The organism is Massilia sp. ZL223 (assembly GCF_018119395.1).
Taxonomy (GTDB): domain Bacteria; phylum Pseudomonadota; class Gammaproteobacteria; order Burkholderiales; family Burkholderiaceae_D; genus Telluria.
Genome location: NZ_JAGPWD010000053.1, coordinates 1 through 22,427, shown reverse-complemented (window position 1 = coordinate 22,427; position 22,427 = coordinate 1). Strand labels below are relative to the sequence as shown.

The window sequence follows — 22,427 nt, the reverse complement described above, 5'->3', positions numbered from 1 at the left end:
GGGGGGGGGGCGGGGGGCGGGGCGGGCGGGGGGGGGGGGGGGGGGGGGGGGGGGGGGGGGGGGCCGGGGCGGGCGGCGGCAGCGCCGGACGATTCGGCGGCGCCAGCTGGACCGGCGCACGCGCCACGTTCTCCGGACGGCGGCGGAAAGTGGCCTCGGTGCCGGCGCCGAATTCGGACGCGGCCGCCGGCGGCCGCTGGATGTTGCGCACCAGGCGCGGCGTGATCGACAGCACGATCTCGGTGCGGTCGTTGCTGTCGCGCTGGCTGCCGAACAGGCGGCCCACGATCGGCAGGTCGCCCACGCCAGGCACCTTGTTGCCGCTGGAGCGGTCCTCGTTGCTGATCAAGCCGGCCAGCACCTGGTTCTCGCCGTCCTTCAGCTGCAGCAAGGTGGTCGCCGAGCGGGTGCCGATGCGGTAGGCCACCGAGCCGGAACGCGTGGTCACCGATTCGCCCAGCGAGCTGACCTCGAGCGAGATGCGGATCGCCACCTCGTTGTTCAGGTGGATGGTGGGCTCGACGTTGAGCGTCAGGCCGACGTCGACATAGTTCACGTTCTCCGACGCGAAGCCGCCCACGCCGGTCGACACCGTGGCCGAGATGTTCGGGATCTTGTCGCCGATGACGATCTTGGCCTTTTCCTTGTTGCGCACGCGGATGCGCGGGTGGGCCAGGGTGTTCGAGTCGCCATCGGTCTTGTTGGCGCGCGCGGTGGCGCTGAAGCCTTCCACGCCCACGTTGTCGCGGTTCAGGTTGCGCAGTTCGTTGATCGTCAGCGGCACGCCGTCGAAGGTCTGCAGCGGCGCGAACTGCAGCGCCGCCGGCCAGTTCACGCCGAGCTCCATGGCGCGGCTGCGCTTGATCTCGAGCACCTCGACGTCGAGCATGACTTCCGGCTCGGGCACGTCCTGCAGGGCCACCAGCTGGGTGGCGACGCGGATCGCCTCCGGATTGTCGCGCAGGATCACGAGATTGAGCTTCTCGTCCACCACCACGTCGCGCGCCTTGAGGATGGTCTTGAAGGTGTTGGCGATGCTCTTGGCGTCGGCATTAGCCAGGAAGAAGGTCTTGACCGTCATCTCCTGGTATTCCCTCAGCTTGGCCGCCACGTTCGGGTAGATCAGGATGGTGTTGCCGTCCATGACCTGGCGCTCGAGCTGGTTGGTCATGAGCAGGTAGTACACCGCCGCCTCGACCGTGCTGTTCTTCAGGAAGATCGAGGTGCGCTGGTCGGCCTTGACGTCCTTGTCGAAGATGAAGTTCAGGCCGGAGTGGCGCGAGATGATCTCGAATACCTGCTTCAGCGGGGCCTCGCGGAACTCCAGGCTGATCGGCTTGCGGTAGGCCGCGGCCAGGGCCGCTTCGCCGGTGGGCTCTTCCATCGCCTTCTCGTTGACCCGCACCAGCAGCTGGCGCGCCGGCTCGTGCGACGGGCGCTCGGTCAGCAAGGCGTTCAGCTTGAGGCGCGCGCCTTCCACGTCGTTCTTGTCGAAGGCTTCGCGGGCGCTCTCGAACATGGCGCCGTGGCGGCGGTCGGCCTCGACCTGGCGCAGGCCGGCGCGGGCGCGGTCGTTGGCGGGATCGACCGCCAGCACGCGGCGGTAGTCCTGGGCCGCCAGCTCCACCTGGCCGTCCTGCATCGCGCGGTCGGCCTGTCCCAGCAGGCGCGCGGTGGCGCCGTCGCGCGCGTTCAGCCAGGCCGCCTTGTAGAGCGGATTGGTGGGATCGGCCGCCACCGCTTCCTGGTACTTGGCCAGGCCCGCCGCCACCTTGTCCTGGGCGAGCAGCGCATTGCCTTCCTGGTAGGCGCGCTGGGCCGCGCAGCCCGAGAGCAGCAAGGCCACGGCCAGGGTCAGGGGGCCGGCGCCGAAGGCGTGAATCCGCGAACGAACCATCAGTCGAATACTCCAATATTGAGCTGCTGGACCTTGTCCAGCGGCAGATAGGTCAGGGTCAGGACCGGCGGCTTGATCGCGTCCACGCGATAGGTGCCGTCGATGACTTCCTTGTCGCGCACCAGGTAGGTGCGGTCGCCCCTGGCCAGATACACTTGCCAGACGCCGTCCTGCAGCGACTTGCCGATGAAGGTGAAGGGCAGCGGCGGCGCGCTCGGCGGAGGCGGAGGCGGCGCCGGCTGCGGTGGCGGCGGCGGCGGGGTCCAGTCCTGGCGCGCGAACACATCCTGGCCGCCGGCGCCGAAGCGGTCCTCGCCGCCGATCAGGGTCTCGCGCGGGATCAGGCGCTGCACCACCGGGTCCGCCGCGCCGGCCTTCTCCACCTGCGCAGGCGCAGCCGGAGCCGCCGAAGCCGGCGCCGCCGCCGCGCGTTCGACCGGCTCGGCCACCTCGGTCTCGGGCGAGCTGTCGCCGAACACCAGCAGCCCGGCGGCCACCAGCAGGGCCGCGCCCATGGCAAGATGGCGCGGCTTCATCGCGGCACTCCCGGCGTGGCCGCCAGATAGAAGGTCATGCGCACGCGCGCTTCGACCTGGGGGTCGCCGATGCTGTCGCGGCGGAAGCTCACATCGTCGAGCGATACGTGCGGCAGCGCGCGCAGGGTATCGAACACGAACTGCCAGATGGCCGTGTAACTGCCCTTGACCGGCAGGTTGACCTGGTAGGTGGCCAGCTTGGCGTTGCGCTCGTAGCTGCTGCGGTATTCGCCCTGCCGCAGGCTCAAGCCGTGCCTGGCGGCGAGCGCAAACACCTCCTTGAGCTGGCGTTCGACGCCGCGCCGTTCGCCGAGCGCGGCATAGAAGGCGGACAAATTCTGGTCGCTGGTGGGCGGCGGCGCCGGCGGCGCGGCGGGCGCCGGGGCGCGCGCCTGGGTGCGCGCCGCTTCGTACTCGAGCGCCAGGCGGTCGCGCGCACCGAGCAGCCAGCCGGTGAGCAGCGCGCCGGCGAACATGCAGCCCAGGATGCCCGCCACCAGCGGATTCACGCGGCGCAGCGCGAGCCGCAGGCGCAGCCAGGCGGAAGACAAATTCATCGCGTTCAGGTTCATTGCTCACCCCACTGGGCGCTGACCTGGAAGCGCAGCGGGCGGTTCGGGTCCTGCTCCGCCACCTCGTGGCGGGTCAGCACCACGCTGGTGAACCAGGCCTGCTCCTGCAGCCTGGCGACGTAGGCGAACATGTCGTCGCTGGTCTTCGCTTCGGCCGTCAGGCGCACCGTGCGGCGCTTGGCGTCCGGTTCGAGCGCCAGCAGCGCCACCGAGGCCGGGGTCGCGGCGCGCACCGTGTCGTACAGGTCGCGCCAGGGCAGGTTCAGCTGCATGACGGCCTCGTTGACGGCGTTCGCCTGCTGCTCCGGCACCACGACCTTGCGCGCCGCCTGGGCCACGGGAGGCGGCGCCGCCACGCGCGCGGCCAGCGCGGCGCGCAAGGCGTCGAGCTCGCGCTGCTGCTCCAGATAGTCCCAGCCATGGACGCCGGCCAGGGTGCAGGTCACCAGTGCGCCCGCCAGCAAGGCGAGCATGCGCGGCGGCGTCTGGAACATCAGGCGGCGCAGGCTGCGCGGAGCGAAATCGATGCGGGTGCGCCTCATGCCGTGCTCCCCGTGCGCGCCAGGCGCGCGAGCTCGGTCCAGCCCTGCTCTTCATCGTTCTCGAACAGCGTGCAGGCGAATTTCAGGCGTCCGGCGCTGCTCGCCCAGCCGGCGGGCGCGGAACCGCACAGCTGCAGCCGTTCCGGGCGGCCCACGCCGACCCGCAGCGCTTCGCGCGCCACGTGGGCTTCCAGCCAGTCGCGGTCGGCGCCTTCGGGAATCACGGCGGTACGCACCGCCGCCAGGCTGCGGCCTTCGTAGGCGGCCAGCGACAGCACCCCGCCCTGCACCAGGCCGAACCAGGCGCCGGGACGGCGCTCGCGCCGCCAGGCGTTCATCGCCGCCACGAACTGCGGCACCACTTCGACCAGGTGGAAGCGGTGGCTGCGCGCCGCCGACTCGAGCTGGGCCAGCAGGCTGGCCGGCACGGCGGCGGCCAGGAAGGGACGCGCCGCATCCCAGTCGGCGCTCAGGCGCCAGTCGGCCAGCGCGCCGCCGAACAGGTGCTGGAAGCGCAGCGCGGCCGCCGCCTCCAGGTCGCCCAGGCGGCTGGCGCCGGGCGGCGGCGGCACTTGCCACAGGCGCACCAGGTCGTCGGCCAGGACGACGGTCACCGGCCAGCCCGCCGGCGCAAGGTCGTCGGCGAATACCGCATTCAAGGCGCTCACGATGCCGTCGGGCGCACTCAGCTCGCCGTGGCGCTCGGCCAGGGCCAGGGGTTCGCCGCCGAACATGCGGCCGGTACGCACCAGCGCCACGCCGTGCGCGGCCAGGCCGATGCGCAGGGATTGTCCAAAACGCCTACGCATGCAGGGTCACTCGCTTGATTTCGTCGATGGTGGTGGCGCCGCGCCTGACCAGGTCGAGCGCGGCCAGGCGCAGGCTGCGGGTGCCGTTGGCGTGGGCGGCGGCCTTGATGCGGCGGATCGGCTGCTTGTCGACGATCAGCTCGCGGATCTCGTCGTTGAGCGTGAGGATCTCGGCGATCGAGCGGCGGCCGCGGTAGCCGGTGCCGCGGCAGTCGCCGCAGCCCTTGCCGCGCATGAAGACGTAGTCGGCCACCTCGTGGCGCTCCAGGTGCACCGAGGCCAGCTCGGCGTCCGAAGGATCGTAGCGTTCGCCGCAGTGCGGGCAGTTCATGCGGATCAGGCGCTGGGCCCAGATCCCGTTCAGCGCCGACACGAAGGCATACGGGTCGATGCCCATGTGGGTGAAGCGCCCGAACACGTCGAACACGTTGTTGGCGTGGACCGTCGTCAGGACCAGGTGGCCGGTCAGGGCCGACTGCACCGCGATCTCGGCGGTCTCGCGGTCGCGGATCTCGCCGACCATGATCTTGTCCGGGTCGTGGCGCAGGATCGAGCGCAGGCCCTTGGCGAAGGTCAGGCCCTTCTTTTCGTTGACCGGGATCTGCAGGATGCCGGGCAGCTGGTACTCGACCGGGTCCTCGATGGTGATGATCTTCTCGCGCCCGTTGTGGATCTCGGTCAGGGCCGCGTACAGGGTGGTGGTCTTGCCCGAGCCGGTCGGGCCGGTCACCAGCAGCATGCCGTAGGCCTCCTGGGCCAGGCTGCGCAGGGTCGCCAGCGAAGGCGCGTCGAAGCCCAGGGCTTCCAGCGTGAGCGAGCCGTAGGACTCGATCATGGCGCGCTTGTCCAGGATACGGATCACCGCATCTTCGCCGTGGATGCTGGGCATGATCGAGACCCGCAGGTCGATGTCGCGCCCGCCGGATTCGACCCGGAAGCTGCCGTCCTGCGGAACGCGGCGCTCGGCGATGTCGAGTTCGGCCAGCACCTTCAGGCGCGAGATGATGTGCTCGGCCAGCTCGATGCCGCCGACCGTGGCCGCGTGGTCGAGCACCCCGTCGACCCGGTATTTCACCGCCAGGCCGCCGGCCGTGCTCTCCAGGTGGATGTCGGAGGCGCCGGCCTTGAGCGCATCGTACAAGGTGGAGTTGACCAGCTTGACCGCCGGGCTGCCGGCTTCCGACACCGAGGCGAAGGACAGCACGGCGGCCGTCTTGGCGTCGCGCCGCGCATCCCCCGCCCCGCCCACCAGGCTGTCGACGGCGCGCGCCGACTCCTCCTGCTTGGACAGGTAGGCCTGGATATCGGCCTGCAGCGCCAGGCACAGGTCCAGCGGATTTTTCAGCGTGGCGCGCGCCTGGGCGCCCAGCCAGGTCTGCAAATCGAGGTCGAAGGGATCGGCCAGCACGCCGGTCAGGCGTCCGTTCGGTGCGCGCAGCAGCACGCAATGGCGCGACAGCGCCTGGGCCAGCGGCAGCAGGTCGAAGGCCGGCGCCAGCGCCAGCATGTCGGCCGTTTCCATCACCGGCATGGCGAAAGGCGCGGCCAGGGCGCGCACCAGGCGGCGCGGATCCTCGCCGCTGAGCGCCTGCAGTTCGGCCACCAGCCCGCGCTGCGAGGCCCTGGCCTGGGCGCGGGCGCGCGCCAGCACGGCGGCGTCCAGGGTTGCGGGAGCTTCGGGAGCGTTCACGACATGTCTCCGGCAAGGTCGAAAATCGGCATGTACAGCAGCACCACGATGGCGCCCACCACCAGCCCGATGGCGGCCATCAGGAGCGGCTCGAAGGTGCGGGTGAAGCGGTCGATCCAGCGTCCGATCTCGCCGTCGTAGAAAGCGGCCGACTGGGTCAGCATGGGTCCCATCTCACCGGTGCGCTCGCCCACGCGCAGCATGCGCAGCGAGATCGGGGTGGTCAGGCCGTTGGCCTCGAAGGCGCTCGACAGCGGCTGGCCCGATTCGATGGCGGCGCGCGCCGTGGCCAGGCCCTTGCGCACCGTGCCGGACACCATCGGCTGCACCGTCTCGATGGCGTTGACGATGGTGATGCCGCCTTCGGTCAGCATGCCGAGCGTGAGATAGAGGCGCGAGAGTTCGTAGATGCGGGCGCGCTCGCCGATCCCCGGCAGGCGCGCCAGCAGCCTGGCCATGCCGCCGGTTCGCAGCAGGCGCCGCGCGCCGGCGACGGCGCCGGACACCAGCAGCAAGGCAGCCACGCCGATCGCGCTGCCGTGGGACGCCGCGAACTGGCCCCAGTCGAGCAGCAGCTGCGACATCCACGGCAGGTTGCGCCCCGCGCCGTGATAGACCTCGGCGAACTTGGGCACCACGTAGCCGATCAGGAAGGCGCTCACGCCGCCGCCCACCATCAGCAGGATCACGGGATAGATGGAGGCGCTGACGATCTTGGCGCGCACGGTGTCGATGCGCTGCTGGTAGTCGATATAGCGCGCCAGCGCGCGCGGCAGGTCGCTGGTGCCTTCGGCGGCGCGCACGATGCCCACGTACAGCGGCGGGAAGAGTTCGGGCTGGCTTGCCAGCACCGCGGAAAAGCGCTTGCCTTCGCGCAGGCCGGCCAGCAGGCGTTCGAGCACGCTGCGCGCGGCGGGAGTGGATTCTTTCTCGAGCAGGGCTTCCAGGCCCTCGACGATGCCCAGGCCCGCGTTGAGCAGGGCCAGCAGTTCCTGGCTGAACAGCACCAGCGACAGCTTGCCGCCGCGCTGGCGCGCCAGGCGCGCGCCGCCGGCCGGCTCGATGCTGCTGACGAACAGGCCGCGCGCCTCGACCTGGCGGCGCGCATCGAGGGCGTCGGAAGCGTCGACCACGATATTCGCGATCGACATGTCGGGCGCAAGGGTGCGTACGGCGAACTGCATGGGTGGCCCGGCTGCTGCGTCTGCGTGAAGAAAAAGCGCCGCTTACTGCGAAGAGATGTCGGCGTTGTCGCCGCTACCGCCCGGCTGGCCATCCTTGCCCAGGGACAGGATCTCGTACTCGGCCTTGCTGCCCGGCGAGCGGTACAGATAGGCGCGGCCCCATGGATCCTGGGGAACGCCTTTCTTCAGGTAGGGGCCATTCCACTTGGCGCCGGCGCTGGGCGGCGCCGTCATCAGGGCGCCCAGGCCCTCTTCGGCGCTCGGATAGCGGCCGACGTCCAGGCGGTAGGTGTCGAGCGACTTGTCGAAGGCCTCGATCTGGGCCTTGGCCACGGTCACTTCGGACTTCCCCAGCTGGGAGAAATACTTGGGACCGACATAGGCCGCAAGCAAGCCGATGATGACGATGACCACCAGCAGTTCCAGCAGGGTGAAGCCCGCGCGGCGTCGCGCGGCGGCGCCTTGTTTCATTCCAACCATCGACCAACTCCTAAATTGCTTTTATGAAAAGCTTCGGCGGTGAAGGCTACCACGCCCTTCCCCATGCCGACAACTGTTGTTTGTGCGGGGCGCCAGGGGCCTCCGGCGCAAGCAGTCCGCCAGTATCACCTTACCTCCAAGCAGCACACTTGAGGCGTGCCAATATGGCAACAATTCGCTGCGCATACGCAACTCCCCTGTTTGATTGCATACGTACATTTTCATAGTGGAAACCGAATTTTGTTACGCAAACATTGCAAATTCAAAATTTTCACCGTTGAAATTCTTTTCACATAAGTTGTTTCCGTTGATATATTTATTGTCATCCTGAGACCGTTCAGGTGCAGAGAGCCCAGCTCGCCCCGCCCTATCCAGGCGTGACAAGACCCAACCATAAAGGCACAACCATGATCCGGAAATTGCACTTCGCAGCAGCTCGTCCCAGTGGTACCTTCAAGAAACTTGCAGCCGCAGCCCTGGGCGCGGCCAGCTTCGCCGCCGCACCGGCCCAGGCCGGCGTGATCGGCTTCGAGGGCTATTACGGCCCGGTCGAGGGCACGCAGGTGTATTCGGAAAGCGGTTTCAATTTTGGTTTCTACGCCAACGTGGCGGGGGGCGGCGCCGGCAACTTCGTGGGCGAATTCATCGACGGCGCCGATCCGACTTATTGCGTCAACATGGCCTGCCCGGTGAACAACCCCAGCATGTACTACGGCGCCCTGAACGACAGCTATATCGACATCACCTCGGAAACCGCCGGCCGCAGCTTCCAGGTCAAGTCGCTCGACGCCAGCTTCATCGGCGCCTCGACGGTCCTGGGCAGCTACCCGACCTACCCGGGCTTCCTGCGCCTGCAAGGCATCCGCGCCAACGGCACCTATGCGCTGCAAGACTTCCTGTTCGGCCGTCCGCCCGCGGCCGGCTTCCAGTTCGGCCACTACAACACCACCGCCTCGTTCGCCGCCGAGAAGTTCGTCGAACTGCTGATGTTCGGCTTCACCTGCGACACCGGCGGCAACTGCTCGGCCTTCCAGACCATGCAAGGCCAATTCGGCATCGATAACCTGGAACTGGTCGAAGTGCCGGAACCGGCCTCCGCCCTGATGGTCGGCCTGGGCCTGCTCGGCCTGGCCGGCGCCCGCCGCCGCAAAGCCGCCTGAACGCACACGACAGAACGAGGAAACCATGAACATGAAACTCCGTCCGATCACCGCCGCGGTCCTGCTGTCGCTGTCCTGCCTGGCCCTGAACGCCGGCGCCGACGACCTGCGCCGCCCCTATATCGTGCAACTGGCCGACAAGCCGATCGCCTCCTACAGCGGCGGCATCGAAGGCCTGCCCGCCACCCAGCCGGCCGAGGGCGAACGCCTCGACCTGGCCTCGAGCGACGTCCAGCTGTATAACGGCTATCTGGAAAACAAGCAGCAGGTGGTGCTGGAAGCCGTGTCCAGCGCGCCGGTGCTGCATAACTACAGCGTGGTGCTGAACGGCTTCGCCGCCATGCTGACCGACGCCGAAGTGCGCACCCTGATGGCGCGCACCGACGTCGCCGCCGTCACCCCGGACATCCCGCGCCAGCTGACCACCACCTCGACCCATACCTTCCTCGGCCTGGACAAGCCGGGCGGCCTGTGGAGCAAGCTGGGCGGCAAGGCCGGCGCCGGCGAAGGCATCATCATCGGCATCGTCGACGGCGGCGTGTGGCCGGAAAGCCCTTCCTTCGCCGACCGCGTGGACAGCAACGGCAAGCCGTCCTTCGACAACAGCGCCTCGGTGGCCTACACCGCCGCCCCGGCCGGCTGGAAAGGCGCCTGCGAAACGGGCGAAGGCTGGAACGCCGGCCACTGCAACAACAAGCTGATCGGCGCGCGCTTCTTCGACGCCATCTACCGCAGCGTCGGCAAGACCACGCACTGGACCGAATTCCGCTCGCCGCGCGACTCGATCGGCGGCAGCGTCGGCGAAGGCGGCCACGGCACCCACACCGCCAGCACCGCGGGCGGCAACGACGGCGCCGATGCGGTCATCGGCGGCATCGCCGTCGGCGCCATGAGCGGCGTGGCGCCGCGCGCCCGCATCGCTTCCTACAAGGTGTGCTGGACCTACGACGAGCCGGCCGAAGCCACCGGCCGCAAGAACAGCTGCTACACCGGCGACAGCGTGGCCGCGATCGAAAAGGCGGTGGCCGACGGCGTCCACGTGATCAACTTCTCGATCAGCGGCGGCACCGCGATCACCGATCCGGTCGAGCAAGCCTTCTTCAACGCCTCGAACGCCGGCGTGTTCGTCGCCGCCTCGGCCGGCAACAACGGCCCGGCCAACACCGTCGCCCACGTCAGCCCGTGGCAGGCGACCGTCGCCGCCTCGACCCACAACCGCGAGCTGCAGGCCGACGTACTGCTGGGTAACGGCGCCAAGTACACCGGCGCCTCGATGAACACCGCGCCCCTGCCTTCCGCGCCGGTGATCCGGGCGGAAGACGCCGGCATGGCGGGCGCCAGCGCCGACGCCGTGCGCCTGTGCTACAGCACCGGCGAGAACAAGGGCGTGCCGGCCCTCGATCCATCCAAGGTGGCCGGCAAGATCGTGGTCTGCACCCGCGGCACCAATGCGCGCGTCGACAAGAGCCTGGCGGTCAAGGAAGCCGGCGGCGTCGGCATGATCCAGGCCGACAACGGCGTGGGCCTGGTGGCCGAGATCCACTCGGTGCCGACCGTCCACGTCAACCAGACCGACGGCGCCGCCATCAAGGCCTATGCCGCGGGCGCCGGCGCGACCGCCTCGATGAGCAAGTTCGTGATCGGCACCTCGGCCGTCAAGGCCCCGGTGGTGGCCGGCTTCTCCTCGCGCGGCCCGAACCGCTACGACGGCAACGTGCTCAAGCCGGACCTGGCCGCGCCGGGCGTGGACATCATCGCCGGCGTGACCCCGGCGCTGACCCAGGCCGATCGCGCGGGTATCCTGGTCGGCACCTTCGTGCCGCCGGCCGCCCAGGCTGCCTACCAGGGCACCTCGATGGCGAGCCCGCACGTGGCCGGCATGGCCGCGCTGCTGCGCCAGCAGTATCCGACCTGGACCCCGGCGATGATCAAGTCGGCCCTGATGACCACCGCGACCCAGACCTTCGCGGACACCATCGCCTCGGGCGACACCCGCGGCATCCTGCCCTTCGGCCAGGGCGCGGGCCACGCCAACCCGAATGGCGCGTCCGATCCGGGCCTGGTGTACAACGCCACCCAGGTGGATTACCGCAAATACATGTGCGGCGCCGGCGTGGCCAGCCAGTGCGCATCGGGCACCATGCTGGGCTATAACCTGAACCTGCCGACCATCTCGGTCAACAACGTGCTGGGCACCGTCACCGTGAACCGCTCGGTGACCAACGTGGGCGGCGCGGACGCGACCTATACCGGCACGGTCAACGTGCCGGGCTACACCGCGGTGCTGAGCCCGAGTTCCCTGTCGATCCCGGCCGGCGCCACCCGCTCCTTCACCGTCAAGCTGACCCGCAACGGCGCGCCCGAGAATGTCTGGCAGTTCGGCGAACTGGTGTGGACCGACGGCAGCCACGTAGTGAAGAGCCCGGTCGTGGCCCGTTCCGGCAAGCCGATCATCGCACCGACCTTCATCCAGAGCGACCGTGTCAACGGCAGCAAGCCGATGACCGTGAGCACCGGCTTCTCGGGCGTGATGGGCGCGGCCTTCGGCGGCCTGAAGGAAATCACCCGCAGCAGCCACAGCGTGGTGCAGGCGACCAGCGGTTCGGTCGGCACCACCGCCCAGGTGGAAGCGGCCTGCGCCGCCGGCACGGCCGGCGTGCAGGTGGTCCCGGTGACGGTGCCGGCCGGCGCCCTGACCATGCAGTTCGAGCTGTTCGACCGCGACACCACCGGCAACGGCAAGGACGACCTCGACCTGGCCCTGCTGTCGCCGGCCGGCAAGCTGATCGGCTATTCGGGCAACACCACCTCGAACGAGCTGGTGACCCTGAATGTCCCGGCGGCCGGCACCTACAAGGTCTGCACCGTGGGCTACCGCACCTCGGACGGCCAGCCGACCCAGTTCTCGCTGCACTCGGCGGTCGTGACCAACGTCGATCGCGGCGGCAACTTCAAGGTGCTGCTGCCGGCGAAGGTGGTGGCGGGCAGCACCGCCTCGGTGAGCACCAGCTGGTTCGGCCTGCCGACCGGCAAGCGCTTCCTGGGCGCCGTGCAGCTGCTGGACCAGAACAAGGCCCCGGCGTCGATGACCGTGTTCCAGGTCGAGACCAATGGCCCGGTGCCGGTGGGCGAGCCGGTGCCGCGCGAGAACCCGACCAATATCGAGATCTGATCAGGGTCGACGGGACCGCAAGGTCCCTTCAAACAAAAACCGCGTGCCTTGGCACGCGGTTTTTTTTGCCTGTCGGGCAAGATGATCGGATGCCGAATCAGCGCGCCTGCACGGCTTCCGGCGATGCCCCGAGCTGGCAGGCCCCGGACACGCATACTGCGCCCGGATCGGGGTGGAAGCGGCAAATCGACATCTCCCCCCGCTTGGCGATCTGTCCCTGGCGCTCGGCCTTGTAGCGCTCGGCCAGCTCGCGCACCGCCTTCTCGTCGGTCCGCAAGCTCGAGTACGGCAAATAGTCTTGCGGGCCGCCGCAGGCCATGGCGCCGATCGGCAGGCTGCGGCATTGGCTGGTGTCGCTGCAGGTCTTGTCCGCCGTCAGCGCGCGGATCTGCGTCAACAGGTTGGACGGGGCGTCGGACCTGGCGGCGGGCGGCGCCGAGGGCGTGGAAGGCTTCGGGTCCTGCGCCTGGGTCGTGCAGGCGGCGCAGCCGAGCAAGAGGATGAGTAGAAGTTTGTTCATGCCTCATCTTCGCGCCGTCACGCGGTGTGGTCAAGCGAATCACAGCTCTTTACAGCATGAAAACACTACACAATCCGGTGTCGCGATAATGCCACGTGGCAACAACACGTACACAAAAACATTTTCCGTAAAGTATTTTTATTGCCTTGAGGATAGATCAGCGATCTGCACCCATCTGCTTCTAAATGCGGCGATCTTTATTTCATTTTTTTAATATTTGCTGTTCGCTAACGGAAATTATTGAGCACTGGAAAAAATTTACGCACTACAATAAGCAGCGTTACAGACGAGCTTGCTCAATCAGATCATGAAATTCTTCAGCCTCCGCACCATCGCCGCCCTCGCCACCGCCGCCCTGCTGACCGCTTGCGGCGCAGGCCAACAGGAAAGCCAGGCAATCCAGTCGCAGACCGCGGCAGTCAGCGCCAGCAGCAGCACCGCCGTCGCCGCCGTCCCGAGCACCGGCGCTCCGGTCGCCCCGCGCGTCGCCGCCAACATGCCGGCGCCGGACTGCGCTGCCGAAGGCTGCAGCAGCCTGCGCATCATCGACGGCAATGCCGAGGCCTTCCGTCTCGACATCCAGCGCCGCGACGCCCTGCAGGCCAGCCTGCCCCAGTCGTAATCCTGTCTTCTCCGGGCCGCCGGCCCGGCTCACAGCAGGCGCAGCTCCAGGCAGCGCGCCACCGCGTGAGCCCGGTTTGCGACTCCCAGTACCCGGTACACGCGCTGCAGGTGGTTCTTGACCGTCAGCGCGCTGATCCCGAGCGACTGCGCCACCTCCTCATTCGAGCGCCCCTCGCGCACCTGCTCCAGGATCGCCACCTCGCGCGCCGACAGCGCCCGTTCCGGCGCCATGCGGCCCGGCCGGACATGCGCCGTGGCCGGCAGGCGCAGCAGCGCCATATGCAGGTAAGGCAGCAGCAATTGCAGGAAGTAGCCGTGGCGCTCCCCCGGCCTGAACGGCAGGCCGAGCAGCACAAACACGCTCGCCGCCCCCTCCACCGGCGCGCTGCCGACCACCAGCGCATTCTCGAAACCGCTCCTGAGCAGTAAGCCCCGGCACGCCGCCAGCGGGCCGCCGTCCTCCTCCGCCTCCAGCACCGCCGGCTGCGCGCGTCCGCCGCGCCAGGCCTGCGCCAGGCGCGGCCCCAGCTCCCCATGCAGCAATCCGAGCGCGGCGGCATCCAGCAGCCTGCGGTGCAGGCACTCGCTGCGCTGTACCTGCCCCGCGCCGTCCACCTGCATGCACAGCAGCGCTTCGTGCGGCAGCAGCGATTGCAGCGGCCCCTGCGCCCACAGGAACAGCTGGCGCAAATCGGCCAGATCCATGCCGGACTCGATCGTCCGCAGCAGGTATTCCTGCTCCAGCTTGCTCAGAATGACCACAGGTTCAGGCCGCCGTCGGCCAGCCGAGGCGCGCCTGCACGTTCCAGGCCACGAAGCGGTAGCCGGTGCCGCGCACGGTTTCGATGTGGCGCTGGTGGCCGCTGGCCTGGAGCGCGCTGCGCAGGCGGCCCACGTGGGTGTCGACGGTGCGTTCGTCCAGCACCGCATGGCGACCCCAGACCTGGTCGAGCAGTTGCGAGCGGGTGTGCACGCGCTCCGGATGGTGCATCAGGAAGTTGAGCAGCCGGAATTCGACCGGCCCCAGGGGAATCCGGCGCGCGCCGGCCGTCACCCGCTGGGTCGCGGGATCGAGCCGCAGCCCGGCCAGCTGGATGGTGTCCTCGGCCGGCAGCGGCGCGCGGCGGCGCAGCACCGCGCCCATGCGCGCCAGCAGTTCGCGCGGGCTGCAGGGCTTGGTGAGGTAGTCGTCGGCGCCCGATTCGAGCGCCATGATCTTGTCGTGCTCGGCCGCGCGCGCGCTCAGCATGATGACCGGCAGGTCGCGCGTGCGGGCGCGGGCGCGCAGGCGGCGCACCAGGGCTTCGCCGCTTTGCCCGTCCAGGTCCCACTCGAGGACGATCAGGTCGGGCAGCTGCTCGTCGAGCAGGACCAGGGCCGATTCGGCATCCGCACAGCAGGCGACCGCATGCCCGGCACTGTTCAGGTTCTGCGTCAGCAACTGCTGGGTGAAAGGGTCGGGATCGACCACGAATACATGGGCTGACATGGTGCGCACACTGTCTGTATGACAATGGGCCGAATATGCCGCAAGCCCCCGCGGCTGAACAATACAATTTCGTTTAAGAATTAATACATTTTGCGAATAAATTGCACAAATAAAAACACCTGCCCTCGGGCAGGTGTTGTTCAAGCGGTCCCCTGGACCGGATCAGCGCTGCCGGCGCATGCGGCGCGTGAAGCCGATCAGCAACAGTCCGGTGAGCACCAGCGCCCAGTCGCGCGGTTCCGGCACGGCGATCACATCCAGCGGCGCGCCCGGCACCACGATCACTTCCGCCGGCACGCCCGGCAGCACCGAGATCTCGAGCAGATTGCCCGCGCCGCCCAGGTAGGCGTTGAAGTCCGCATTGAACAGGGCCACGCTGAACACCATCCCGTTAATGCCGGCCAGCGGATCGAGGTAGATGTCGAAGCTCAGCGCATCGGTGAAGTTCACCGCCTGGTCGAAGAAGTTGTAGCCGGTCGTGTTGACCAGTTCGATGCCGTTGACCACATCGCCGCTGGCGCCGCCTTCCAGCATCGGCGCGCCGAAGAAGTCGCCGGCCAGGTTGGTGACGCGGGCCAGGCCCGGGCCGGCGTCGCCGGGGCCGTTGTAGCCGAAGTCGAGGAAGCCGCTGGTCCCCGCATACTCGGAAGTATCCAGGGTCACGCGGTAGACCGGCTCGGCCATGGCGCCGGATGCGCCGATCGTCATGGCCAGCGCCAGCATGGCGCGCAGGAAGAGTGCTTTCATCATGGTGTCGGTTTCCTTAGAACGTGCCGTTGAACAGTTTCGGCGTATAGGTGATGCTGACTTTGCCCGGGTTGCTGAAGGTGGTGCCCACGCTCACCGAGGCGCCGGCCGCGATCGCGGCGTTCGGCAAGCTGATGTAGGGCGAGGCGCCTTGCATGCCGGTCTTGTTATCGAGGCTCACGCCGGCCGGCAGGCCTTGCAGCAGGAAGTGCAGCGGACCGTTGATCGGCTGGCCGCTGGTGTTGGTGATGGTCACCGTGCCGCTGTACTTGCCGGTCAGGCGGTTGATGCTGAAGCCGCCGATCGCCATCCTGGCCGAGCCGCTGACGTCCGTGAAGGTCGGGGTCAGGGCCAGGCTCACCACCACCGGATCGTGGTCGGACGCGCGGTACGGATCCATGGTGAACTGGTCTTGCGGCGTGTCGCCCAGGTTGTAGTCGATCGCTTCCGGTTCGTCGGCGTTGTTGTGCCATTCGGCCGCGCCGGCCACCTGGCCGCTCAGCGAGCTGCTGGCCAGGGCGTGGTCGAGGTAGCCCGACTGGCCGTCGAAGACATAGGAATACGGCGTGCCGTGCGGACGCACGAAGCGTTCGATCTGGTTCACCAGGCCGGCGCTGCCGGTCAGGTAATTGATCGGGTTTTCGAAGCCGTAGGCGTTCAGGTCGCCGATCACCAGCACGTCCGGATCGTTGGCGGCCGCCACCACTTGCGGGATGAAGTATGTCGCGAGGCGCTGCGCCTGCTGGGTGCGGGTCTTGTCCCAGCAGCCCTGGCCGTTGCCCGGATCGGTGTTGCCCTCGCCGGCGCCGCCGCAGCTGGCCTTGGACTTGAAGTGGTTGACGATCAGCGAGAACTTGCCGCCGCTGGCCAGCGACTTGAAGGTGGCCCCCATCGGCGGACGGTTGTTGATGACGTCGCCGTCGGACAGGGCGCCGCCCACCAGCGTGACCGCCGCCGGCTTGTAGATCATCGCCACGCGGATCGCGTCGGTGCCGGTCGCGGCCGGCTTCGGCACCACCGCATAGGTGGCCTTGCCGTAGGCGGCGTTGAGCTGCTCGACCAGGTAGCCGACGGCGGCGTCGCCGTTGTTCTGGATTTCCATCAGGCCGACCACGTCCGCGTCCAGGTTCTTGAGCGAAGCGACGATCTTGTCGCGCTGGCGCACGAATTCCTCGGTGTTGTCGGCGCCGCGGCACTCGCTGGCGCTGGTGCGGCTGCCGATGGTGCAGCCCTGGCCGCTGCGGCCCCAGGCGTCCTTGCCGTCGGTGAAGGTGGTGAAGAAGTTCAGCACGTTGGCGCTGGCGACCTTGACGCCGGCCGGCAGCACCGGCGCCGGCAGGCGCTCGTTGGTGCGCGAGAACACCGGGGTCTCGGTCGGCTGCAGCTTGAAGGCCGCGCCGCCGCCGCCGATGGCGCCGAAATCGAGCACGCCGGTCAGGTCCGTCACGGTGTCGCCGGCGCGCACGGTGCCGTCCGGCGCCAGGTAGGGCATCGTGGCCGGGGTGGTGAACAGGCCGTCGTCGAGCACCAGCTCGTTGGCGGCGTTCTCGGCCTGCAGCGCCGCGGCTTCCGGCGAGCCGGCCGGGTAGCGGTTGGTCGGGTTCTCGCGGCGGCCGTAGGCCAGGGTCAGTTCGCCGCGCTCGCCCAGGTACTTGTTCTGGTTGACGGTCAGCGGCGTGGTAAAGCGCACCAGCATGGCTTCATGGCGCGCCAGGTCGGCGTTCGGCAGGCCGACATTGGTCGGGGCGATGGTGTGGCCGCTGCCCAGCTTGGCGACGGCGGAGATGTCCTTCAGCTCGGTGTAGGTGCGGGCCGCGCCGCTCGGCTTGTACTCGTCCACGGTGCCGGTGACCTTGACCAGGTCGCCGACCGCGACCGAGCCGGCGGCCTGGGCGCCGAACACGAAGATCGCGTCCGAGGTCGAGGGGTCGCCGTCGCCGTTCGGGTCTTGCAGGAAGAAGCCGCTGCCGACCTTGGCGGTGACCACGCCCTGGGTGCTCATGACCACGCCGTTGTAGCTGCTGGCGGCTTGCGATCCCTGGATCTGGGGGATGGTCGCCTCCCCCGCCACGGCCACGTTGACCGTGCAGGAATCCGTCTGGCCGTCGCTATTGCCGAACTGGACCTTGACCGGATACTTGCCGGCGGCCACAGAGGCGTCCACCTGCAGGGTGACTTCCATCTTGCCGCCGGTGCCGCCGGCCGGGCTCGCGCCGACCAGGCTGATGCCGGGCGCGGCGCCGGACAGGATGACCGCGCTGTTGACGGCGCTGTCCGCGTCGGTGGCCGACAGCAGGGCCGTGATCGCGCTGCCGAACTGGGTCGCGACGCCCGCCGGGCAGGACAGGACGATCGGGGCCGCCACCGGGCCGCCGCAGTTGTTCAGCGGCGAGCCGGCGCGGCGCGGGGCCGTGGCCGCCACGGCGCTGAAGTCGGTGCCGTTGTTGTCGCTGTCGGTGCAGCCCAGCGCCGCGCGGTGCAGCGCGGTGGTGTTCGAAGGCGACGGCGCGACCGTTCCCTCGAAGCGGTTGGCGCTGCCGAAACCGACCAGGTCGATCACGTCCGAGCCGCCGTCGGCGGTCTGCATCGCGGTCGGGATGCGCGACAGCGCCACCTTGCCGGAGGTGCCCGACAGGTTGATGCCGCCGGTCTGGTCGCCCAGCGCCAGGTTGGCGCCGACCGAGGTGCTGTTGGTGCCGGCCGTCACCAGGAAATACTGGCCCGCCTCCAGGGTCACGCTCGGCAGCGCGATCGCCTGCCAGGTGGTGCCCGTGGCCGACTGGTATTGCACGCTCATGTTGGCCAGGCTGACCGGCGCGCCGCTGCGGTTGAACAGTTCGATGTAGTCGCGGTTCCAGGTGGCGCCGCTGTTGCCGCCGCCGCCGTAGACCTGGCTGATCACGACGCCGCCGCCGGGAGCGGCGAAGGCGGAGGCGGAGGCGGCAAGGCTGGCCAGCAAGCTGGCCAGCAGCATACGGCGCGGGGATGGAAGGGCTGCGAATGTCGTCATGGAAGTTCCTGTGGTGGGGACGCGGATATGCACAATGCGGAAAATTAACAAAATGCATATTAAATGCGCATATTGACAACATCATGACCACTGATTAGTCCGTTCGGACCAATCGTCGCATCCCCTCCTCATGTGAGATCGGAACTTCCTGGATGCCGGATGTCCGGTGCTCAGCGCACGTCCAGCAACTCCACCTCGAACACCAGGGTCGCGTTAGGCGGAATCGGCCCTGCGCCGCCGGCGCCATAGCCCATGCTGGCGGGCACGATGAGCGTACGCTTGCCGCCCACCTTCATGCCTTCCACGCCCACGTCCCAGCCCGTGATGACCTGGCCGCCGCCGACCTGGAAGCTGAACGGCGAGCGCCCGACCGAGGAATCGAACTGGGCGCCGCGCTGCATCTCGGCCTTGGGATCGTAGAGCCAGCCCGTATAGTTGACCACGGCGGTCGATCCGGACACGGCTTCCTTGCCGGTGCCGGTCACGGAGTCGATCTTCTGGAAGGCCACAGTGCCCGCTTCGGCCTGGGCCGGCGCATCGGCGCGCTTGCAGGCGGTGACGGAGAGCGCCAGGGTGGCGCCGATGAGGCAGGTGGTCAGCAGTTTTTTCATGTTGTCTTTCGTGTTGTAGGTATTGTCGGTAAGTGGAATCAGAAGCTTCGGCTCAGGGCGCGCTGCCCTTGACCACGACCCCGCCCTGGATCACGACGGCCGGCGCCTCCAGCAGGCGCACGTCCGCCGTCGGGTCGCCCTTGACGGCCACCATGTCGGCGAAGCGCCCTGCTTCGACCACGCCCAGATCCTTCCTGGCCAGCGCCTCGGCGGCGTTGATGGTGGCGCTCTGGATGGCCTGCAGCGGCGTCATGCCGTACTTGACCATGACGGCGAACTGCTTGCCGTTGCCGCCGTGCGGGTGCACGCCCGCGTCGGTGCCGTAGACCATCTTGACCCCGGCCGCGTGCGCACGCTTGAAGTTCTGGCGCTGGATCTCGGTGACTTCGCGGTCCTTGCGCAGGTTGTCCTCGAGGACGCCGTTCTTCTTGCCCTCAAGCGCCGTGTAGTCGCCGTTATAGATGTCCATCGACAGCCAGGCGCCATGCTTCTTCGCCAGCGCGATGCCTTCGTCGTCGATCAGGCTGGCGTGCTCGATGGTGGTCACGCCGGCGCGGATCGCATCCTTGATGCCGGCCGCCCCGTGCGCGTGGGCCGCCACCTTCAGGCCCCACTGGGCGGCTTCCTCGACCGCCGCGCGCAGTTCGGCGTAGCTCATCTGCTGCTGGCCAGGTTCCGTGTTGCGCGAAAACACGCCGCCGGTGGCGCAGACCTTGATCACCTGGGCGCCGTACTTGCGCAGCGCACGCACCGACTTGCGCACTTCCTCCGGACCGTCGGCCGTGTACGGGTTCTTCTCTTCCATCGACGGCGGGAAATAGGTGCTGTCGCAGTGGCTGCCGGTGGGTCCGAAAGACCAGGCGGCAGGGATGATGCGCGGGCCGCGCACCTTGCCGGCGGCGATGGCCTGGCTCAGCCCGACGTCGTTCCAGTCGGAGGCGCCGACATTGCGGACGGTGGTGAAGCCGGCGTCCAGGGTCTTGCCGGCGTGGGCAACGCTGAGCGCCGACCAGAAGCGGTCGTTGTATTCGAGGTAGCTGTAGCCGCCATAGGTGGGGTCGGAGTCGAGATGCACGTGCATGTCGATCAGGCCCGGCACCAGGGTCATGCCGGGCAAGGCGATGCGCGTGGCGCCGGCGGCAGCCGGCGTCCCAGCATCGCGCTTGAGGCTGACGACGCGGCCGTCGCGCACCAGGATCTCGGGATTCGCGATCATGCGTCCCGCGCGTACGTCGAGCAGCCGGTCTGCCGTGATGATCACGTCGGCGGCCTGCGCACCCGGCCAGGCCAGCAGCGCCATGCACAGTGGCGCGATACGCCATGTCACACCATATTTACGCTTCAAGAAGTCCCCCGCATTGTCAAAATATGAACCGAATGCAAGGTTATACCGGGATCGCGTGCGCACGTCCAGATGGCGCGCAGGGATGAGAAGGCTCCGGCCCTCAGCGGCGGCCGCGATACGGCGCGGCCAGCGGTTCGCCGATGAACAGCCCCTGGGCCGGCCAGGCCACGCTCTTCCAATAAGCTTCGATGGCGCTGTCGCCGGACAGGTAGTGGCGCAGCAGCACGGCGGGATTGGGGAATTTCTGCCAGTGGTTGCAGGGCTCGCTCACGGTGCCGTAGCTGGCGGTGGCGCCCGCCTCCAGCCAGCGCAGGCTGCTCATCTGCGAGGTCCCGAGCAGGTCGCCGCCGAGCGAGGTCAGGTGATCGGCCAGCGCGCCCGGCATGAACTTCAGGGTCTCGAGCTTGGCCACCTGGGCCATGCCGGTCTGGTAGATCATGATGTCCCGGGCGCCTTCCAGCACGTCGGCCTGCATGGGCTTGAGCGTGAGGCGGCGCGCCGCCACCTTGCCCTGCGGCGGGAAGAAACCGGCGCGCGAGTTGCGCGCTTTCTCCGAGGTCGCCAGGTAATAGGCGGTAGCCGGCAAGGTGCGGAAACCGGCCGCCACGCCGCGGTCGATCAGCGCCTTGGCCTGCTCGACCGATTCGGTCGGCAGCAGCATCGACAGCCGGACCTCGTGGTCGGTGAACGGCGCCTTCGACTTGACGTTGAAATACGGGCTGGGCGTGCCGGCGGCGCAGGTCTTGCTGCACTGGGAAGCGTCGAAGCCGAGGCTGTAGGCGCCCGTGATCGAATTGCAGTCGACCGCATAGGGCGCGGTCCAGACCATCAGCACCGCCTGCACCTGCGGCCCCAGCTTGCCGTCGATCTCTTCCTTGAGCAGGCGGAAGCGCTCCAGGCTGATGCGTTGCGGCTTGCCGGGAATACTGACGTGCACGACATTCGCCTTGGGGATGCTGCGCCGCTTGCGGTAGTACTCGCCGACGGCCACGCTGTTCGGTTCCGCGTCGTTGATGACGATGGCCAGCTGTTCCGGGCGCAGGGCCGCGGCGGCTTCAGCGCTGGTCAGGACACTCAGGGCGCACATGGCGCACAGGGCAATCAGGAGGGAGAGAACACGGTCGCGCAGGCGCACGGCAAGATGCGAAGTCATGGATCGGTCGGCCTCTGGCAAAAGGAGCTTCGCCTTCGTGCCGAAGGCGAACTGCTTCCCCCATCATGCCATAGCTCTGCCGCAGTCCCTGTCACGAATGGCTGCGCTTCGACGAGGCTAGCTGCGCGCCGCGCCCTGCGCCTTGCGCCGGCGCGCCGCCCAGCCCACCACGCCGAGACCGCCCGCCAGCATGGCCCAGGTATGCGGCTCGGGAATCACCGCCACCGAATAGACCTCGAGCGCGTCGATGCGCCGCAACTGGCCGCCGTAGGTGCCGTCGATCAGGCTGCGCCCCTGCAGGGCCGGATCGCCATAGGTCAGCTGCCAGGACAGGGTGGACGAGAGATCCTCGCTGACGAACAGGTCGGGTCCTTGGCCGAAGGTGGGTCCATGGTCCGGCCAGTTGTAGGTCAGCTTGGCGCCCTGGCTCGGCAGGCTGTGGGTGACCGGCACCGGCCGCAGGACCTGCGGGTCGGTGTAGTTGAAGATGAAGGCGGTGCGCTCCCACTGGCTGGCAGCGATGTGCCAGCCGTCGGTGGTGGACCAGCTGACCGGGTTGTAGCCGCCGACCAGCCAGCTGCCGCCTTGATCGTCGCTCACCTGCATCAGGGTAAAAGTGTCACCCTTGCCGTCGGCCGCCGCGTGGAAGTCCGTCGCGAAATGGCCGGTCTGGCGGGTATAGATGTTGTCCAGTTGTAGCTCGCCCGCCCCGAGCCAGCGTTCGAGCTGGCCGTGCAGGACGGGATCCAGCAGGGAGGGGGTCTGTGCCTGGGCCGGCAATGCCCAGCCCGCCAGGGCCGCGGCCAGCGCGCCCGTCGCAACGATCGTCTTCATGATGAACCTCGCTCGGGATTCTCGTCGGTTCATTGTATGCCCGCGTCCGAGC

Annotated in this window: 20 protein-coding genes; 3 read left to right on the top strand and 17 right to left on the bottom strand. The window is 68.4% G+C overall.

What is annotated here, in order from left to right; all coding sequences use genetic code 11:
- From KBW95_RS22955 to gspG, 8 genes are all read right to left on the bottom strand, one after another.
- Positions 1 to 1,897, bottom strand: a 1,897-nt coding sequence (locus KBW95_RS22955; RefSeq protein WP_211529417.1) for a secretin N-terminal domain-containing protein, incomplete at its 3' end; no start/stop codon positions are given.
- Entirely contained in the window at positions 1,897 to 2,433 is a 537-nt protein-coding gene (locus tag KBW95_RS22950; protein WP_211526778.1) for a hypothetical protein, read from the bottom strand. The genes KBW95_RS22950 and KBW95_RS22955, both read right to left, overlap by 1 nt.
- On the bottom strand, positions 2,430 to 3,005 hold the full coding sequence (locus KBW95_RS22945) for a hypothetical protein (protein ID WP_229429959.1): 576 nt from the start codon (positions 3,003 to 3,005) through the stop codon (positions 2,430 to 2,432). Before KBW95_RS22945 ends, KBW95_RS22950 begins: the two co-directional genes overlap by 4 nt.
- Positions 3,002 to 3,547 (bottom strand): PilN domain-containing protein, encoded by a 546-nt coding sequence (locus tag KBW95_RS22940; protein WP_211529416.1) that lies wholly within the window; start codon positions 3,545 to 3,547, stop codon positions 3,002 to 3,004. Before KBW95_RS22940 ends, KBW95_RS22945 begins: the two co-directional genes overlap by 4 nt.
- Complete coding sequence (locus KBW95_RS22935; RefSeq protein ID WP_211529415.1) at positions 3,544 to 4,356, bottom strand: hypothetical protein; 813 nt, start codon at positions 4,354 to 4,356, stop codon at positions 3,544 to 3,546. The genes KBW95_RS22940 and KBW95_RS22935 overlap by 4 nt, the downstream gene beginning before the upstream one ends.
- Positions 4,349 to 6,046 carry a GspE/PulE family protein gene (locus tag KBW95_RS22930; RefSeq protein ID WP_211529414.1) on the bottom strand — a complete coding sequence of 566 codons (1,698 nt, stop codon included), beginning with the start codon at positions 6,044 to 6,046 and terminating at the stop codon, positions 4,349 to 4,351. Before KBW95_RS22930 ends, KBW95_RS22935 begins: the two co-directional genes overlap by 8 nt.
- Positions 6,043 to 7,230, bottom strand: a complete 1,188-nt coding sequence (locus KBW95_RS22925; protein WP_211526782.1) for a type II secretion system F family protein — start codon at positions 7,228 to 7,230, stop codon at positions 6,043 to 6,045. The genes KBW95_RS22930 and KBW95_RS22925 overlap by 4 nt, the downstream gene beginning before the upstream one ends.
- Positions 7,231 to 7,272: 42 nt before the next feature.
- Positions 7,273 to 7,710, bottom strand: coding sequence for a type II secretion system major pseudopilin GspG (gspG, locus tag KBW95_RS22920; RefSeq protein ID WP_211529413.1), 438 nt, complete (start codon positions 7,708 to 7,710; stop codon positions 7,273 to 7,275).
- Between the two features lie 407 nt (positions 7,711 to 8,117).
- Between gspG and KBW95_RS22915 the strand changes: the two genes are divergently transcribed.
- Both KBW95_RS22915 and KBW95_RS22910 read left to right on the top strand, forming a co-directional pair.
- Positions 8,118 to 8,870: an NF038120 family PEP-CTERM protein gene (locus KBW95_RS22915; protein ID WP_211529412.1), complete on the top strand. Its 753-nt coding sequence runs from the start codon at positions 8,118 to 8,120 to the stop codon at positions 8,868 to 8,870.
- Between the two features lie 25 nt (positions 8,871 to 8,895).
- On the top strand, positions 8,896 to 12,042 hold the full coding sequence (locus KBW95_RS22910) for a S8 family serine peptidase (protein WP_307727677.1): 3,147 nt from the start codon (positions 8,896 to 8,898) through the stop codon (positions 12,040 to 12,042).
- Between the two features lie 97 nt (positions 12,043 to 12,139).
- Here the strand turns inward: KBW95_RS22910 and KBW95_RS22905 are convergent, their stop codons facing one another.
- Positions 12,140 to 12,562, bottom strand: a complete 423-nt coding sequence (locus KBW95_RS22905) for a hypothetical protein (RefSeq protein ID WP_211529411.1) — start codon at positions 12,560 to 12,562, stop codon at positions 12,140 to 12,142.
- 307 nt (positions 12,563 to 12,869) lie between these two features.
- Here KBW95_RS22905 and KBW95_RS22900 point away from each other — a divergent pair, with 307 nt between their 5' ends.
- Entirely contained in the window at positions 12,870 to 13,184 is a 315-nt protein-coding gene (locus KBW95_RS22900; RefSeq protein WP_211526786.1) for a hypothetical protein, read from the top strand.
- Between the two features lie 29 nt (positions 13,185 to 13,213).
- On the opposite strand, the gene KBW95_RS22895 is transcribed toward KBW95_RS22900, so the two are convergent.
- The 8 genes from KBW95_RS22895 to KBW95_RS22860 all read right to left on the bottom strand — a co-directional run bounded on the left by KBW95_RS22895 (position 13,214) and on the right by KBW95_RS22860 (position 22,375).
- A complete protein-coding gene (locus tag KBW95_RS22895; RefSeq protein WP_373888847.1) occupies positions 13,214 to 13,948 on the bottom strand; it encodes a LuxR C-terminal-related transcriptional regulator in 735 nt (244 codons plus the stop codon).
- A gap of 4 nt (positions 13,949 to 13,952) precedes the next feature.
- The gene (locus KBW95_RS22890) at positions 13,953 to 14,675 is read right to left on the bottom strand and encodes a winged helix-turn-helix domain-containing protein (protein WP_211529410.1); all 723 of its coding nucleotides are present in this window, start codon (positions 14,673 to 14,675) and stop codon (positions 13,953 to 13,955) included.
- Positions 14,676 to 14,837: 162 nt separating this feature from the next.
- Positions 14,838 to 15,425, bottom strand: a complete 588-nt coding sequence (locus KBW95_RS22885; protein WP_211526788.1) for an NF038129 family PEP-CTERM protein — start codon at positions 15,423 to 15,425, stop codon at positions 14,838 to 14,840.
- 13 nt (positions 15,426 to 15,438) lie between these two features.
- Positions 15,439 to 18,432, bottom strand: coding sequence for an ExeM/NucH family extracellular endonuclease (locus tag KBW95_RS22880; protein WP_211529409.1), 2,994 nt, complete (start codon positions 18,430 to 18,432; stop codon positions 15,439 to 15,441).
- A 170-nt stretch (positions 18,433 to 18,602) separates the two neighbouring features.
- Positions 18,603 to 19,043, bottom strand: coding sequence for an FKBP-type peptidyl-prolyl cis-trans isomerase (locus KBW95_RS22875; protein ID WP_211529408.1), 441 nt, complete (start codon positions 19,041 to 19,043; stop codon positions 18,603 to 18,605).
- A 52-nt stretch (positions 19,044 to 19,095) separates the two neighbouring features.
- Positions 19,096 to 20,370, bottom strand: a complete 1,275-nt coding sequence (locus tag KBW95_RS22870) for an amidohydrolase family protein (protein WP_373888846.1) — start codon at positions 20,368 to 20,370, stop codon at positions 19,096 to 19,098.
- A gap of 118 nt (positions 20,371 to 20,488) precedes the next feature.
- Positions 20,489 to 21,541: a TIGR03790 family protein gene (locus tag KBW95_RS22865; protein ID WP_373888845.1), complete on the bottom strand. Its 1,053-nt coding sequence runs from the start codon at positions 21,539 to 21,541 to the stop codon at positions 20,489 to 20,491.
- Positions 21,542 to 21,658: 117 nt separating this feature from the next.
- Positions 21,659 to 22,375, bottom strand: a complete 717-nt coding sequence (locus KBW95_RS22860; protein WP_211529407.1) for a PEP_CTERM-anchored TLD domain-containing protein — start codon at positions 22,373 to 22,375, stop codon at positions 21,659 to 21,661.
- Between the last annotated feature and the right edge of the window lie 52 nt (positions 22,376 to 22,427).